The 16,004-nt window shown below is 39.6% G+C and carries 13 protein-coding genes; 7 read left to right on the forward strand and 6 right to left on the reverse strand.

Annotated elements, in window-relative coordinates; translation table 11 throughout:
• Positions 1–33: 33 nt before the first annotated feature.
• The 4 genes from BLQ18_RS02160 (at position 34) to BLQ18_RS02175 (ending at position 8,637) form a co-directional block, all read left to right on the forward strand.
• Entirely contained in the window at positions 34–3,156 is a 3,123-nt protein-coding gene (locus BLQ18_RS02160) for a UvrD-helicase domain-containing protein (protein ID WP_139150348.1), read from the forward strand.
• 11 nt (positions 3,157–3,167) lie between these two features.
• A complete protein-coding gene (gene kbl, locus BLQ18_RS02165) occupies positions 3,168–4,361 on the forward strand; it encodes a glycine C-acetyltransferase (protein WP_090292192.1) in 1,194 nt (397 codons plus the stop codon).
• Positions 4,362–4,484: 123 nt separating this feature from the next.
• On the forward strand, positions 4,485–5,843 hold the full coding sequence (locus tag BLQ18_RS02170; RefSeq protein ID WP_090292194.1) for an OmpA family protein: 1,359 nt from the start codon (positions 4,485–4,487) through the stop codon (positions 5,841–5,843).
• A 64-nt stretch (positions 5,844–5,907) separates the two neighbouring features.
• On the forward strand, positions 5,908–8,637 hold the full coding sequence (locus BLQ18_RS02175; protein WP_090292196.1) for a PD-(D/E)XK nuclease family protein: 2,730 nt from the start codon (positions 5,908–5,910) through the stop codon (positions 8,635–8,637).
• Here BLQ18_RS02175 and BLQ18_RS02180 read toward each other — a convergent pair whose 3' ends face one another.
• Positions 8,638–9,348, reverse strand: a complete 711-nt coding sequence (locus BLQ18_RS02180; protein WP_090293636.1) for an SDR family oxidoreductase — start codon at positions 9,346–9,348, stop codon at positions 8,638–8,640.
• A gap of 148 nt (positions 9,349–9,496) precedes the next feature.
• On the opposite strand from BLQ18_RS02180, the gene BLQ18_RS02185 reads away from it, so the two are divergent.
• Both BLQ18_RS02185 and BLQ18_RS02190 read left to right on the forward strand, forming a co-directional pair.
• Positions 9,497–10,366, forward strand: a complete 870-nt coding sequence (locus BLQ18_RS02185) for an RluA family pseudouridine synthase (RefSeq protein ID WP_090292197.1) — start codon at positions 9,497–9,499, stop codon at positions 10,364–10,366.
• 68 nt (positions 10,367–10,434) lie between these two features.
• Positions 10,435–11,289 carry a CPBP family intramembrane glutamic endopeptidase gene (locus tag BLQ18_RS02190; protein ID WP_090292199.1) on the forward strand — a complete coding sequence of 285 codons (855 nt, stop codon included), beginning with the start codon at positions 10,435–10,437 and terminating at the stop codon, positions 11,287–11,289.
• A 90-nt stretch (positions 11,290–11,379) separates the two neighbouring features.
• Here BLQ18_RS02190 and BLQ18_RS02195 read toward each other — a convergent pair whose 3' ends face one another.
• Positions 11,380–11,622, reverse strand: coding sequence for a GIY-YIG nuclease family protein (locus BLQ18_RS02195; protein ID WP_245668052.1), 243 nt, complete (start codon positions 11,620–11,622; stop codon positions 11,380–11,382).
• A 369-nt stretch (positions 11,623–11,991) separates the two neighbouring features.
• Here BLQ18_RS02195 and BLQ18_RS02200 point away from each other — a divergent pair, with 369 nt between their 5' ends.
• Positions 11,992–13,209: a site-specific integrase gene (locus BLQ18_RS02200; protein ID WP_090292201.1), complete on the forward strand. Its 1,218-nt coding sequence runs from the start codon at positions 11,992–11,994 to the stop codon at positions 13,207–13,209.
• 115 nt (positions 13,210–13,324) lie between these two features.
• Here BLQ18_RS02200 and BLQ18_RS02205 read toward each other — a convergent pair whose 3' ends face one another.
• Genes BLQ18_RS02205 through BLQ18_RS02220 form a run of 4 tightly spaced genes read right to left on the reverse strand, consistent with a single transcriptional unit; the run spans position 13,325 to position 15,901 of the window.
• The gene (locus BLQ18_RS02205) at positions 13,325–13,780 is read right to left on the reverse strand and encodes a DUF6730 family protein (RefSeq protein WP_090292202.1); all 456 of its coding nucleotides are present in this window, start codon (positions 13,778–13,780) and stop codon (positions 13,325–13,327) included.
• 10 nt (positions 13,781–13,790) lie between these two features.
• Entirely contained in the window at positions 13,791–14,660 is an 870-nt protein-coding gene (locus tag BLQ18_RS02210; RefSeq protein WP_090292204.1) for a relaxase/mobilization nuclease domain-containing protein, read from the reverse strand.
• Positions 14,657–14,953, reverse strand: a complete 297-nt coding sequence (gene mbpA / locus BLQ18_RS02215; RefSeq protein WP_090292207.1) for a mobilization protein MbpA — start codon at positions 14,951–14,953, stop codon at positions 14,657–14,659. Before mbpA ends, BLQ18_RS02210 begins: the two co-directional genes overlap by 4 nt.
• 45 nt (positions 14,954–14,998) lie before the next feature.
• Entirely contained in the window at positions 14,999–15,901 is a 903-nt protein-coding gene (locus BLQ18_RS02220; RefSeq protein ID WP_090293638.1) for a CHC2 zinc finger domain-containing protein, read from the reverse strand.
• Positions 15,902–16,004 lie beyond the last annotated feature (103 nt).

The following is a 16,004-nucleotide window of genomic DNA, read 5'->3' on the forward strand; positions in this document are numbered from 1 at the left end:
TAAGGAATCCTTATTTTGCATGAAAATCCTCTTTTGAACGATTCCCACTTTAAAATATACAGTGCTTCGGCAGGTTCGGGCAAAACCTATGCCTTGGCCAAGACGTATATAAAGTTGTTATTGTTCAACGATTCACCCAACAAGTTCAGGCAAATTTTAGCCATTACGTTCACCAACAAAGCGGTGGACGAAATGAAAACTAGAGTACTTGAAAATCTTTTTGATTTTGCCCAAACCCAAGAGGAAAGAAAACACAAAAGTTTGTTCTTGGAGTTATGCGATGAACTTCAATTATCGGAAGAGCAACTTCAACAAAGAGCAAAATTGGTACTCAAACGGATTTTGCACAACTACTCTTTTTTTGAAATATCCACGATTGATAAGTTCAACCATAAAATCATAAAGACTTTTGCGCGGGATCTTCATTTATCTCAAAATTTTGAGGTAGAGCTCAACATTGATCTGTTGTTGGAAGAGGCGGTGGGCAGATTGTTGGACCGAGCTGGAAGCGACGAAGAACTTACAGAAGTTTTGATTGCCTTTTCTTTAGAAAAGATTGATGACGACAAAAGTTGGAACATTGCCTACGATTTGGTCGAAATTGGAAAGTTGCTTTTTCAGGAAAACCATGCTGAACATGTCGCTGGTTTAAGTGAAAAATCCATCAGCGATTTTCAGGAAATTCAAGATAAACTCACCCATCAGATAAAGGCCTTAGAGGAAAAGGTGGTTCAAATAGCAGAAATCGCATTGCAGGAAATTCAAAACCAAGGTTTCGAGTTTGAAGACTTCCCAAGAAAAACCCTACCCAATCATTTTCAGAAAATGGTGGATGGGGAGTTCAACCCCAAAAGTCTTTATACAAGCAAAACTCTAGAGCCCAACCTAATTGAGGGAAAATTGCTTAAAGCAAAAGACACTCGAGATGTTACGGACCTGGCGATGAACCTGCTCAATGCGTATCTGTCTCTAAAGCAGTTGATCTATAATCGGAGCTACCTTAAAAATATTTACGGAAATATAGTTCCATTGACCGTCCTAAATGAGATTTCTAAGGAAATTAAAAACATTGAAGTAGAACGTGATATTATTCCCATTTCTTCCCTTAATGCTATTTTGAGCAAGGAAATCAAAGACCAACCTGTACCGTTTATTTATGAACGCATGGGCGAAAAATACCGTCATTACTTTATAGATGAGTTCCAAGACACCTCCAAAATGCAATGGGACAATCTGGTCCCCTTAATCGGAAATGCTTTGGAGAGTGAAGATGAACGAAACGAACGCGGTTCACTGTTCCTGGTGGGAGATGTAAAGCAGGCCATTTACCGTTGGCGTGGTGGTAGAGCAGAACAGTTTCTTGATCTGATCAATAATAAAACACATCCATTTGCGATACCCCCCAGCATTCGTTCCTTGGACACCAACTGGAGAAGTTTTGATGAAATCGTCAACTTTAACAATAGTTTCTTCACGGCCGTAGCTCCCGTTTTGCAAAATGAAGATTACCGCAATCTGTTTTTGAACGATTCCCATCAAAAAACCAACAACAAACCAGGCGGATTTGTTCGAATATCCTTTTTGGATAAAGATGATGAGGAAAAGGACGATTTGTATTGCGACGAAGTTTTGAAAGCCATTGAAGAGATTATCTCAAACCAACACAACTATTCGGATATCTGTGTTCTAGTGCGTGATAACAAAAAAGGAGTGCTGGTAGCCGACTTCTTGGCACAGCAAAACATTCCCATAATTTCTTCGGATGCTTTGTTGTTGAACAAAAACGAGAAAGTTATTTTCTTGATTTCCTTGCTTCGGATTTTTGAAAATCTACAAGACCGCGAAGCGGCCTATCATATTTTATCCTATTTAGGTAAAGAAAGTGAACGCAAACACAATTTCATTTCAAAACATTTAGGGAACATTGCCCAAATTCTTAAAATCGAATACGATTTTGACCTAAATCAACTAAAAGGCAAATCAGTTTTACAAATTTTGGAGCGGGCTATTGTTCAGTTTGAATTGGGTAAAAACTCCATTGCCCATATTTCATTTTTAATGGATGAGGTTGTGGATTTGGAAAAAAGGGACGGCCCAAGTATTTATGCCTTTTTAAAATATTGGGAAGTAAAAAAGGATAGTCTTTCCATTGCCGCTCCAGATGGTGTGAATGCCGTGAGCATTATGACCATTCACAAAGCAAAAGGATTGGAATTTCCTTTTGTGATTTTCCCATTTGCCAATGCGGTTTTGGACGACAAACGAAAGAAAAAGAAAGCTTGGGTGCCTGCCACCAAAAATGAAGAATCATTAGGATTGGAATACTTGCTGATTAACAACAATAAAGATATGTTGGAATACAATCCCGTTGCACAACATATTTATAGGGAAGAGGAACAAAAAACCTTGTTGGATTCCATGAACGTGCTTTATGTGGCCCTCACCCGACCCGTGAAAGGACTTTATGTGATTTCTGAAACCGCCAATGAAGTGAATAGTGCAGAGGATGCAACTTCCTACTCCCAATTGTTTCAATATTATCTGAAACAGCAAAGCATTCCTGCAAAAGAGGGCAACACTTATGTGATTGGTGAATTTCCATCGTTTGATGATGCAACTTCATCAACTGATTCAGTGCACAATTACATCAAATATGTTACCCGCCCCAAAGGAGACGATGGATATGCGATTTCAACCAAATCAGGGAGATTATGGGATGATGAACGCATGGAAGCCATTGAAATGGGAAATTTGGTTCATTTTGCCTTGAGCTTAATCAAAACAAGGGAGGAAGTCACCCCTGTATTGGAAAAATTGGAAATGGCAGGGCACTTTCCTGATGCTTCCACGGAATCCATCAAACAAAAAATATTGGAGGTGGTGAACCACCCTGATTTGTCAACATATTTCTCTGATCAGTTTCAAATTTTGAACGAGCAGGAAATTCTTTTAAAAGATGGTCAATCGCTTCGTCCAGATAGAATTGCAATCTCAGGAAATGAAGCTGTCATTATTGATTATAAAACAGGAAAATCATCACCTTTGCACAAAGAACAAATCTCGCATTATGCGGATGTATTGAAAGACATGGGCTACGCAATCAAAGAGTCCATTATTGTCTATATTGACCAAAATATTAAAACCGTTTTCGTTTAAACCTAATATATATGTACGGAAAGATCAAAGAGCATTTAGCCAACGAATTGGAAGCCATTGAAGAAGCTGGGCTTTATAAAAAGGAACGTATCATTACCTCACCACAGGGAGCAGTCATTAAAATTTCAACAGGTGAGGAAGTCATTAATTTTTGCGCCAACAATTATTTGGGACTTTCCTCCCATCCCGAGGTAATTCAAGCCGCAAAAGATGCCATGGATACACACGGTTTTGGTATGTCGTCCGTTCGATTTATTTGCGGAACCCAAGACATCCACAAAGAATTGGAACAAAAGATCGCTGATTTCTACGGTACTGAGGATACCATATTATATGCTGCTGCATTTGATGCCAATGGTGGTGTTTTTGAACCTTTACTTACGGCAGAGGATGCTATTATTTCAGATTCGCTGAATCACGCTTCCATTATAGATGGAGTTCGTTTGTGCAAAGCCAAGCGCTACCGCTATGCCAACAGCGATATGGCAGATTTGGAAGCCCAACTAAAACAAAGCATTGAAGATGGTGCCCGTTTTAAGATTATAGTAACCGATGGTGTTTTCTCCATGGACGGGCTTGTAGCTCCATTGGATAAAATTTGTGACTTAGCGGACAAGTACGACGCAATGGTAATGATCGATGAATGTCATGCTGCAGGATTTATTGGTGAAACAGGTCGAGGCACTTTGGAAGAGAAAGGCGTAATGGATCGCATCGACATTATCACAGGTACTTTGGGTAAGGCCCTTGGTGGCGCTATGGGTGGGTACACCACAGGAAAAAAAGAGATTATCGAGATTCTGCGTCAGCGTTCCAGACCTTATTTATTCTCCAACTCTTTGGCTCCTGCCATTGTTGGGGCTTCTATTAAGGTGTTCGATATGTTGGATAAGGATACTACCCTACGTGATAAATTGGAAAGCAACACAGCCTACTTCAAAAAAGGAATGAAAGAAGCAGGTTTCGACATTATTGATGGTGATTCTGCCATTGTCCCTGTTATGTTATACGATGCTAAAATTTCCCAACAAATGGCCGATATGCTTCTGGAAGAAGGCATTTATGTAATCGGATTCTTTTATCCAGTTGTACCCAAAGAAAAAGCAAGAATTAGAGTACAACTTTCGGCTGCTCACGAGAAGGAACATTTGGATAAAGCAATAAAAGCATTCACCAAAGTAGGAAAATCGTTAAATCTCATCTAAATTCGATGAAATGCAGCAATTTTAAAGGCAAATGAGCTAAAAAAAAAGATTTATAGATTTTGTTAATAATTCTTAACAACTTACATTTGCTGCTGATAAACACTTAAACTTAAAATTTTGAGCATGAAACATCTTAGCAAATTATTGGTTGTTGCCCTTATCTTTGTTGGGTTCAACAGCATCCAAGCGCAAGACGAGGATAACCCATGGCAGGTTAGCATCGGGGTAAATGCCATCGACGCATACCCAACCAATGATAGTGAAAATCCTTTTTCAAGTACTACATTGTTCGATGAGTATTTCAACGTATCTGACCACTGGAACATTTTACCTTCTGTATCTTACGTAGCTGTTTCCAAGTACATTGGTGATGGTTTCTCTGTAGGTGCTAGAGGTTCCTTGAACAGAATCGAAAAAATCGGTGACTTCGAAGTTGACGATTTGTCTCACTACGCTATCGATGGTACCATCAAGTACAACATCCTTAAGAAAACTGCAATTGATCCTTTCGTAGAGATTGGTGGTGGTTATACTTGGATTGATGAAATTGGTGCTGGTACTGTTAATGGTGGTATTGGTGTTAACTTTTGGTTCTCTGACAACCTTGGTTTGACATTACAAACTCAATACAAGCACGCTTTCGAAGATTACTTAATCACTCACTTCCAACACTTGGCTGGTATCAGCATTAAGTTTGGTGGTACTGATACTGATGGTGATGGTATCTATGACAAATACGATGCTTGTCCTGAAGTAGCTGGTCTTGAAGAATTCAACGGATGTCCTGATACTGACGGTGACGGAATCGAAGATTCTAAAGATGCTTGTCCTAACGAAGCTGGTCCTGCCGAATTGAACGGTTGTCCTGATTCTGATGGTGACGGTGTTGCTGATAAAGATGATGCTTGTCCTAACACTCCAGGTCTTGCTGAGCTAGCTGGTTGTCCAGATGCTGACGGAGACGGTGTTGCTGATAAAGATGATGAATGTCCTAACGAAGCTGGTCCTGCTGCAAACAACGGATGCCCTTGGCCTGATACTGATGGTGACGGTGTACTTGACAAAGACGATCAGTGTCCAGAAGTTGCTGGTACTGTAGCTAACAACGGTTGTCCTGAAGTAACTGAAGAAGTTCAGAAACAATTGAACGACTACGCTAGAACTATCTTGTTCGATACTGGTAAATCTTCTATCAAAGCAGAATCTACTTCTGTAATGGTTGATATCATCCAAATCTTGAACGAGTACCCAACTTCTAAATTTACTGTAGAAGGTCACACTGATAGCGTAGGTAGCGAGAAATTGAACCAAGAGCTTTCTGAAAAAAGAGCTAACTCTGTTAGAGATTTCTTGATTGACAAAGGAATCGGTGCTGATAGACTTTCTGCTATCGGTTACGGTGAGGCTAAGCCAATCGCCACTAACAACACAAGAGCTGGTAGAGCTGAAAACAGACGAGTTGAAATCAACTTGATTAAATAATAAAGGAAACAAAGTTTTCTAGAAAAAGGCTCCGCAAATGCGGGGCCTTTTTTATTTTTAGTCCATGCATAAAACTTTCCTAGAATATGTAGTGGACGACCTTTCCAATCAAAATGTGGATAGCACAAAATGTACTTTTGTGTTGCCTAGCAAACGTTCAGGTACATTTCTAAAAAAGATCATTGCAAAACACGCAGGCAAAACAATCTTTAGCTCATCAACACAATCCATTCAGGAATTTATTACTGAAATTTCAGGCTTAGCACCAGCTGCCAATATAGATTTACTGCTTTTACTTTTTGAAGTTTACAAAAAGTCACCAATAGCCCAACACGACGATTTTGGCTCCTTTATGAAATGGGGGCAAACCCTACTATCCGACTTTAATGATATTGATGGGTATTTGATTCCTGCGAACGAAATTCTTAATTATTTATCCGCAATTAAAGAAATAAACCACTGGTCGCTTAAAAAGGATAAAACTGAACTGATTGAAAATTACTTGCAACTTTGGGGTAACCTTGAGACTATTTACAATGAATTTTATGGGCAATTGATTTCAAGGCAATTGGGTTATCAGGGATTAATTCAACGTGAAGCAGTTAAAAAGCTAGAACAGAAAGAGTACGTAGAAATTAATAATCCGCTTGTGTTTGTTGGATTCAATGCCTTGAACGCGGCAGAGTCCAAAATAATTCAACATTTTTTGGGGGAGGGTAATGCCCATGTTTATTGGGACATCGATTCTTATTTCTTGGACGACCCTATCCATGATGCAGGCCTTTTTATCAGAAATTACAAGCGAACTTGGCCTTATTACCATCATGGGAAGATCTTAAATTCCCAAAACAATTTTCTACAACCTAAAAGCATTACCATTACAGGAGTCCCTAAAAATATTTCCCAAACCAAATATGTAGGGCAACTTTTGGAGGAACTGGCGGAAGAAAATCAAAATCAAGCAGCAAATACGGCACTTGTTCTTGCAGATGAATCCTTGCTGAACCCAATGTTAAATGCCATTCCACAACAGATTCAAGAAGTAAACATAACCATGGGAATGCCCTTGAACCAAACGGTTTTGTATTCTTTCTTTTTAAATTATTTAGACCTCACAATCAACAAAACAGATAGAGGGTGGTTCCATAAACATGTCTTGGAATTTATTTCCAATCCCTACACAATCATTCTATCAGAAATAGCTACAAACAATTTCACATCACGTTTGGCTAAGGATATTAAAGAAGAAAATTGGCTTTATATTGAAGAGAATGTACTTTCCAAATTCACGGACAATCAAGGGATATTGGGGAACATTTTTCCATCAAACAAAGTAACAGCCCTAGGTTGGATTGATAACTGCCTGACGTTTATTGATCACCTAAAAACCCATTTTCAAAATCAACAAAATGCGTTGGAGTTGGAATTCCTATATCGTTTCTATTTGATTTTCAATCAATTGCAGCTGTTTTTGGCAAAGGTTGATTTTATGGAAGATCTAAAATCGGTTAAAAGTCTGTACAAGCAATTGGCAGGAATGGAAAACTTGGATTTTATAGGAGAGCCATTAACTGGATTTCAAATAATGGGAATGTTGGAGAGTAGAAATCTCGATTTTGAAACCGTCATCATTACTTCGGTCAACGAAGGGATTCTTCCGTCTGGTAAATCAAACAATTCTTTTATTCCTTTTGATGTAAAACGGGATTTTGGATTACCCACCTACAAGGAAAAAGATGCCATTTACGTGTATCACTTTTATAGATTACTGCAAAGGGCTAAAAACATCTATCTTATTTACAACACCGAACCCGATGTGTTGGAAGGCGGTGAAAGGAGCAGACTTATTTCGCAATTACTAACTGACGAGAATTTAAAGCCCTATATAAAACACACTATTGCTGCCCCCGAGGTTTCCATTGAATCACAACCATTATTTCAGGTTGAAAAAACTGATCTGCTCTTGGAGGACATCAAACTCTTTGCAGCTTCTGGCTTCTCACCTACTTCACTGACCAATTATATTAAAAATCCTATTGATTTCTACACAAGGAATATTTTAAAAATCAATGATTTGGACGAAGTGGAAGAAAACATTGCCGCCAATACGTTTGGAACCATTATTCATGATAGTCTGGAGCAACTATACACACCACTGATCAACCAAGTTTTGACGGAAGACCAATTAAAAGGGCTACAAAAACAAGTACCTGAAGTGGTACAACATCATTTCCAATTAAATCTATCTGGTGTCGATTTTACTAAAGGTAAGTTCCTACTGGTCTATAATGTCATCAAAAAATACCTCAACAATTTCTTGGAGGATGAAATCAAACAAGTAAAACAACATGAAATCAGAATATTAGCCTTGGAACAACGCTATGAAGAATTTATTTCTGTTCCTGGCCTTGATTTCCCCATCAAATTAAAAGGAACCTTGGATAGAGTAGATCAGTTTGATGGCACCGTTCGGATAATAGATTATAAAACGGGAAAAGTAGAAGCCAAAAACGTAAAAATCACGGATTGGGAAGCATTGACGACTGATTATGACAAAAGCAAAGCGTTCCAATTACTTTGCTATGCCTATCTCTATTCCAAAAAACATGGTAAGAGCGATTTACAGGCAGGCATCATTTCATTTAAAAATCTGAGTCAAGGATTGTTCCCGTTTTCAGAAGACAAGAATACCCGAATAAATTCGGATACTCTTGCCACCTTTGAAAATCTACTGTTCCAATTAATAGGTGAAATCTGCAATACAGCAATTCCCCTAACTGAAAAAGTGAATTAATTATTTTAAATCGGGACGTGTAGGGCGTACTTCTATTTTACTTGGCAAAGTACGTGGGTGCATGGTGAGCAAATCCACCACAAGCTTTCCAATGTCCTCTGGTTGTATTTTCCAAGCATCTTGTTCCGAGGGTTCGTGATCATTAAAATGACTAGCAACAGATCCAGGCATAATGGTGGTTACTTTGATGTTGTATTTTCTAAGGTCTAACATGGCTGCTTGTGTAAAGCCAACTACTCCAAATTTGGTGGCATTGTATCCTGCTGCTGTGGCAAAAAAGTTCGTGCCAGCCAAACTGGCCAAGGTCATGTAGTACCCTTCGGATTCCTTTAAAGCTTCTACGGATGCTTTTAATGTATGAAATACACCATTTAAATTGGTCTCGATCATTTGATGCCAATCTTTATCAGACATTTCGTCGATAGGGGCAAATTTACCAACCCCTGCATTGGCCATGACAACATCCAATTGTCCAAACTTGGCGATTATTTGATCTACCGCATTTTTTTCATCTTCCAATTTAGAAACATCGGAAACCAAACCTAAAACGCGTTCTCCATCTCCAAGGTTTTTTACGGCCCAATCTACCCCCTCTTGGCTTCGACCACTTATGGCAACCTTCATACCTTGTTCCAATAAACTTTCAGCGATTCCAAAACCAATTCCCTTGGTTCCTCCCGTGATATATGCAACTTTTCCTTCTAAACTCATGTTAATTTGTTTTGTAGTAAAGTTCAAAAAAGCATATGCCAAAAACAAGAAATCCATCCTAAAGGATGGTTAATGTTTGCAAAGGCATCTATGGTTTACAATTAATTTTCAAAAACTGTACTTTTACTCATTATCCAACACTTGAACAATCGAACTATCCGAAACACATAATGTCCCCAGCACTATATCACCACAGCGGTTACAAGAATATGGTGTGGGAATTTTTAAAACTTTACCCACCAAATCGGCCCTTAAAAAAGCGCTAAAGAAAAACTACATTACCATCAATGGTTCCTTGGCTACCACTGCCACCTTTATTTCTGGTGGTGAACGTATTATTTTGACTATTCCAGAGGAGGCAGAACCTAAAAAACAGCTCATATTTCCCCTTAATGTTTTATATGAAGATGAACATCTGGCTGCTATTCACAAACCTGCAGGTATTGAAGTAAGTGGAAACAAATTCAAAACCATAGCAAATGCCTTAACCCAAAACCTACAACCAAGTACTCTGCCAGACGCCACTTCACCACAACCCGTACACCGTTTGGACTATGCCACTACAGGTATTGTTTTGGTCGGTAAAACAAAGAACAGCATTCGAACCCTGAATCAAATGTTCGAGGAGAAAGTAGTTGCTAAAACCTATTATGCCATTTCCATAGGTAAAATGCAAGCAAGTGGAACCATCACTTCAAAGATTGACCATAAACCCTCACAATCTGAATATCAAGTAATGCAATCTGTGCCCTCGGAACGATTTGGTCAATTGAATTTGGTAAAATTAAATCCTAAAACTGGTCGCAGACATCAATTGCGCAAACACTTATTAGAATTAGGAAATCCAATATTGGGTGATAGGGATTATTTCTTGGAAGGGTTACTTTTAAAAGGCAAGGGATTGTATTTACATGCTTATGCATTGGAATTTGAACATCCTTTTACTCAGGAACAAATTTGTATTTCGGATGAACTTCCTGAGAAGTTTGGGAAGATATTTCAGGTTTCAACACAATGAGGTTCGTAAGGATTTGGTAACAAAATATAAAGCAGCTCGTCATTTAATACAATCAATCAAAAAACAAAATGACAAAATCAACCACAGAAAAGAAGGAAGCATGGAATTCGTTGGGCATCTTTTTTCTTTTGCTTATCACTTTCAGTTCCATCGCCTATTATGCAATCCTTAAATTAAATCCAACGAGTATTTACGTTGGATTGCTAATGATGTGTCCAGCTTTGGCCTCTTTTCTTACTTTAAAAATAAAAGGGAGGCCTATTTCAAGTTTACCCTGGAGTTTAAATAACCTTACATATTTAAAATTTTCGTACTTCACCCCCATCCTATATGTTTCCATTGCATACATTTTACTTTGGATCTTCGGTTTTGGAAGCTTTTTCAATGCCGAAACCATTTCAGAGTGGAGTGCTGAATTAGGAATTGCCGAATCCAATCAAACTTTGGTTTTATTTACAATGGTTGGCCTGCTTTTAACTGTTGGAGTCATAAAAAACTTAGGGTCTACCCTCGGTGAAGAAATTGGATGGCGTGGCTTCCTCATTTTCGAATTGCGAAAAGTGATGTCTTTTAAAGCACTTGCGATCGTGAGTGGTGTAATTTGGGCGGTTTGGCATTATCCCATCATCAATTTAATGTATAGTAGAGGAGATTCTCTTTTATTGCACATAAGTGCTTTTACCCTAATGATTGTTGGAATGTCGGTGGTTTTGGCCTACTACACTTTTAAATCCAATAGCCTTTGGCCAGCAGCCATATTCCACTCGGTTCACAATATTTACATTCAAAAAATATGCACTCCATTAACCATTTCAAATGAAAGCACCTCGTTTTGGATAGATGAATATGGTTTTATGATTCCCATTGTGACCACTGTATTTGCCGTTTACTTTTGGGTAAAAGCTGGGAAAGAAGGCTTATAAAAAAAGCACCTCAAAAAGAGGTGCTTTTACAATTTTGGTGGAGAATACCGGATTCGAACCGGTGACCTTTCCGAAAGCCTTCGGAACGCTCTAAGCCTCATTCTCTTTTACTAAAAATTCAATATATTTTCGGCTTTTCTTTCTTTTAATATCTTTTTCTCTAATCATTGCTTCACTTCTTGAACCAAACTTTTCTGTGTATTTCACTTTCCAATCAATAGCAATTTTTGTGTATTTAGATCTTCCTGTATTATGACGTTTTATCCTTTCCGATATATCCTGGCATTGGCCCACATAATATCGGTCAGAAGATTCACTATAAATGATGTACACAAAATATTCCATTAAAAAGGCGCTCCTGTAATCTTGATGGAAAATACTGTCCCGAAATCCTTTGTAATAACCGGTGACCTTTCCGAAAGCCTTCGGAACGCTCCGGCTAAAACTCATAAAACTTTAACAAAACATCACAAAAAAAGCACCCCATTTCTGAGGTGCTTTTACAATTTTGGTGGAGAATACCGGATTCGAACCGGTGGCCTCTTGCCTGCCAGCAAGAGGATTACCATATCAATCCAATACAAATAAATATATAATAAATTGTTTTTCAGTATTTTATATAATTTCGTATTCATTTAATTTCAAATAAAATCACCCATTTGCGTGCAAATTGCGTGCAAATTTTTTTTACCTTTGATTAGGATGAATACCAATATAAAACTTTCTTTAGATACGCGTAGGAAGAAAAAAGATGACTCCTATCCTATTATTTTACGATTAACCCATTTTCGAAAAACAACTTCCATAAGCTTAGGTCAATCAATAAAAAAGGAATTTTGGGATAATAAAAACGAGAAAGTTAAAAGAGCATTCAAAGGAACTTCATCAGTTAGTAAACTAAATAATCAACTCTTAAAAGAAAAGACCAGAGCGGTCGACATAATTAATGACCTGAACGAAAAGGACGAGCTTAACTTTTTATCCATTTTGCAGCTTAAGAAGAAGATTGTAAAAACCGCATCATTGGATTCATTTTTTAAGTTTAGCGAGGATATTGTCGATGAGTTAAAAGCAGCTGAACGTTATGGTAATGCAAACACATACTACGCGGTAATTAAGGTATTGGAGAAATTCGCTGATGGAAATGATATCAAATTCAACGAAATCAATTATGATTTTCTCAAAAGATTTGAGAACTGGCACTTTTCCAAAGGTAATTCTGTTAACAGCCTATCGACGTATATGAGAACAATCAAAGCGGTCTTTAACAAGGCCATTAAGTCTGATGTTGTTTCTAGAGATGCTTATCCTTTTACACATTATAAGATTAAAACTACTCCTACAGAAAAAAGAGCGCTTGACATTAAAAGCATCAAATCAATTATGCTTTTAAAACTGGAAGAAACGGATAGTCTGTTTCACTATAGAAATTACTTCCTTGCCTCTTACATGCTTTATGGTATTTCCTTTATGGACTTGGCTTTTTTAAGGGTTCAAAATATCATTGACAACCGAATTAAATTCCAAAGAAAAAAAACGTCAAAGCCTTATGATATTAACATCACGCCTCAGTTAAAGGAAATCCTCTCGTTTTATCTTAAGGATAAAGAGAGGTCTGAATTTATATTTCCAATCATTAAAAGAGCCACATTTGAACTTCAATATAAAGACGTCTTATGGGCACGAAAGAGATATAATAAAGGGCTTAAAGAAATTGCAAAAAAATGCAAGATAGAGCAGCGGTTGACCTCATATGTATCTCGTCATAGTTTTGCAACCCAAGCTATGCTGCAGGACGTTCCCTTACAAGCTATTTCTTCCATGCTTGGCCATAATCGACTATCAACTACTCAAATATATCTGAAGTCCCTGCCGAATAATATACTAGACAATTATAATCAGAAATTGGTTAAACTGTAGCCTTAACCCTTCCTAGTCCCAAATCCTTACTCACAACTTCAGCGCATGGATCCTGGCCTATTTTTGTAGCGTTTGGGAAGATAAGCGTTGAACAAAAATAGGATAGGGCGCTGTCCTACTTTTGGCCATTATCCTCCAGCCATTTTTGGTAGAGTTCCTTCGCCTCTGGGCTATCGTCAAGGAATGTCCCGTAGTGTTCAATGGCATCATCCCGACCTTTTAGATATGCTGCCTCTTCTTTTTTGGAAATCCTTGATACTTGATAGAGAGAATAACCAAGGACCAACAGGACACAGATTAACAATCCCCAAGACAGCTTTAGGGCCCAACTGGGCAAGAGAACGGACCGCTCTACTTTATGAAGAATCCTTTCCATCAGTCTTTGTTGTTCCTCAATGTTGTTTTTTTGGTTGTTGCCATACTCTTTTAGAAGCGCATTTAACTCGCTGGTATCCGGCCTTAATGGAAGGCCTTTCAAATTTTCATGTGCCTTTTCCAGTCTGCCGATGCTCTTCTCAAAGCCGTTGATCTCCTCGGTCAACAGTTCCGCGATTTCATCCAGTTTTGCCATGTTGTTCTATTTAGATTCCTATTCCCGTGTCCCTTGCCACTTTTATGGCCAGTTTAATGGTTTTCTTGATAATGGTCTGGGTCAGACTTGTTGGGACATTCACGGTCTTGCCCAAAAGTTGCATGCTCTTGTCCTTGGCCATTCGTTGTGCCATGTTCCTTTCAAAATTCATTTGACGGGCAATCCTGCCCATGGACATAGAACGGTGCACCTCGCTGCCCTTTAGATTGGTTCCTTTGTACTCGAACCGAAAGCCCTGCAGTTGGTTCTGCCTATTGATGCTTGGGATGACTTTTACGTTGTTTTGCTCCATCGACTTGATGTACCGGTCAAAGTCCCTTGGCCGATCCCTGGCCATGACCTTTTCATGGATCTTCTGTATTTCCGACCGGACATGTTGCATCCTGTACAGTTTTTCCTGTTGTACCTCCCTTACCGTGGTCAGGTCCATTTGTTTGGCCACCCGCTCGGCCACTTGTTGGCTCCGCTTTCCGATGAAACTGTCGTTATAGGCCTTGCCCTGAAAGTTTATCCGGTTGGCATACAGATGGACGTGCACATGTTCCTTGTCCCTATGGACAAAGGCAACCGCTTGGTGCTGCTTGAGGTTCATCTCCTTGATAAACCGCTCCGTCATCTCCTTGAGCCGTTCCCTTTCCAGTTTCCTGCCGTCCTCGATGGTGGGGCTCAGCACAAAGCTGAGCGTGTTCTTCCGGCACAGTTCGTTCTGTTCTTGGATGACCTTGAACTCCTCGGTGATCTCCCTTGGGGTCTCCCCGGCCAGATATTGGCTATGGATGATCTCCGATCCTTTCTCCTGGTTCATCCCGTAGCTCATGGAGGCCGATGTGTGCGATATGGATTTTCCCATGCCTATCATTTCTTGAAGTTTAAAAGGTGTTGTCGTATTTCTTTGGCCAGCTGGGCCGTTTCCTCGGCCAATCTGGGGTTCCGCTTGCGGAACATGTTGGTGATCAGTTTGAAGTTCCGTTGGTATTTGACCAATAGCTTATAGGCCTCTATCTGTTCGTCCGTCATCCTTTCAACTATCCTATCATCGAATGCGGCACGGCGGCAGTACTCACTGATGGAAAGACCGCTCTTCCGGGCCTTGATTCTCAGCAGTTTCTTCTCGTAGACCGAGCACCGGAACTGTACGAACTCTTTCTTCATTTTCACATCATCTTTTGCGACCTACGGGAGCAAAAGCAAGATTTGTCATGACAATGACACATCTTGAATTCGTTGCCGAACTTCATCGTTCGCGTTTTTTACCTTCCATTCGTTGATATCCTTGAATCCTCCATAGAGAGAGGACATATCCCTACTGTTCGGGCACTTTTCCAGTAACAGTTCCGTCATCCCCAGTCCCGTTTTGTCCCTATCAAGAAACAGCTCCACACTTTCATATTCCCCTATTTCTGTGATCATCCGTTTTACAAAGGCCGTGGTGTTCAATATCAAAAGGTCATGGCTGTTCCCGATATCCGGTTTCAGCTCCATTAGGGTGAGCATATCGAATATGCCTTCGGTAATGGCCAAATTTTTGGAGTCGTTCTTGATCAATGAAACATCCTTTGGCGAAGTGGACCCTTTCCAATAGCTGTTCCGCAGTTCCCAGCCTCCCGACCTGTTCTGGAGTCCGATGCCAAAGTATGTCCGTCCTCCTATTCGATAATGGATTTCCTTGCAAAGTTTTCTTGCGGTCTTGGTCGATATCTTTCTCGAGCTCAGATAGTTTTGCAGGGCCTGGTGTTCGATTTCCTTTACCTCGATGATTTCAATCGGATTGGCCCTATGTTCAGTTTTGGTTGGATTCGGCCGCCGGTGAAAAGAAAAATGGCCCATGTTCCCGGACAGTCGTTCCAATGCCTCCTTTACGGAACAGTTCTCCATTTTCATGACCAGGTCAATGGTACTGCCCCCCTCGAAGGTCCCGAAGTCTATCCAATAGTTCTGTTTCAACGATACCTTGAAAGAGGCTTGGGTCTCGCTCCGGAACGGGCTGAGGAACCAAGCTTCTTTTTCCGTTTTCCGGACTGGAAAGTGCCCCAAATTGGCAAGCGTGGAAACGATGTCAATGTTGCGGGCTTTTTCGCAGTCCAATCTTTTTTCTTTCATGGTTCTGTTTTTAATCGATTTTTGATGATTTGATGACAAACCTCTGGGAGACCCTATAAATACTAGTAGTTCCCCCGTCATCATTTTGTCATCGTTTCATCAT

It is taken from the genome of Flagellimonas zhangzhouensis (assembly GCF_900102925.1).
GTDB classification, from domain to species: Bacteria; Bacteroidota; Bacteroidia; order Flavobacteriales; family Flavobacteriaceae; genus Flagellimonas; species Flagellimonas zhangzhouensis.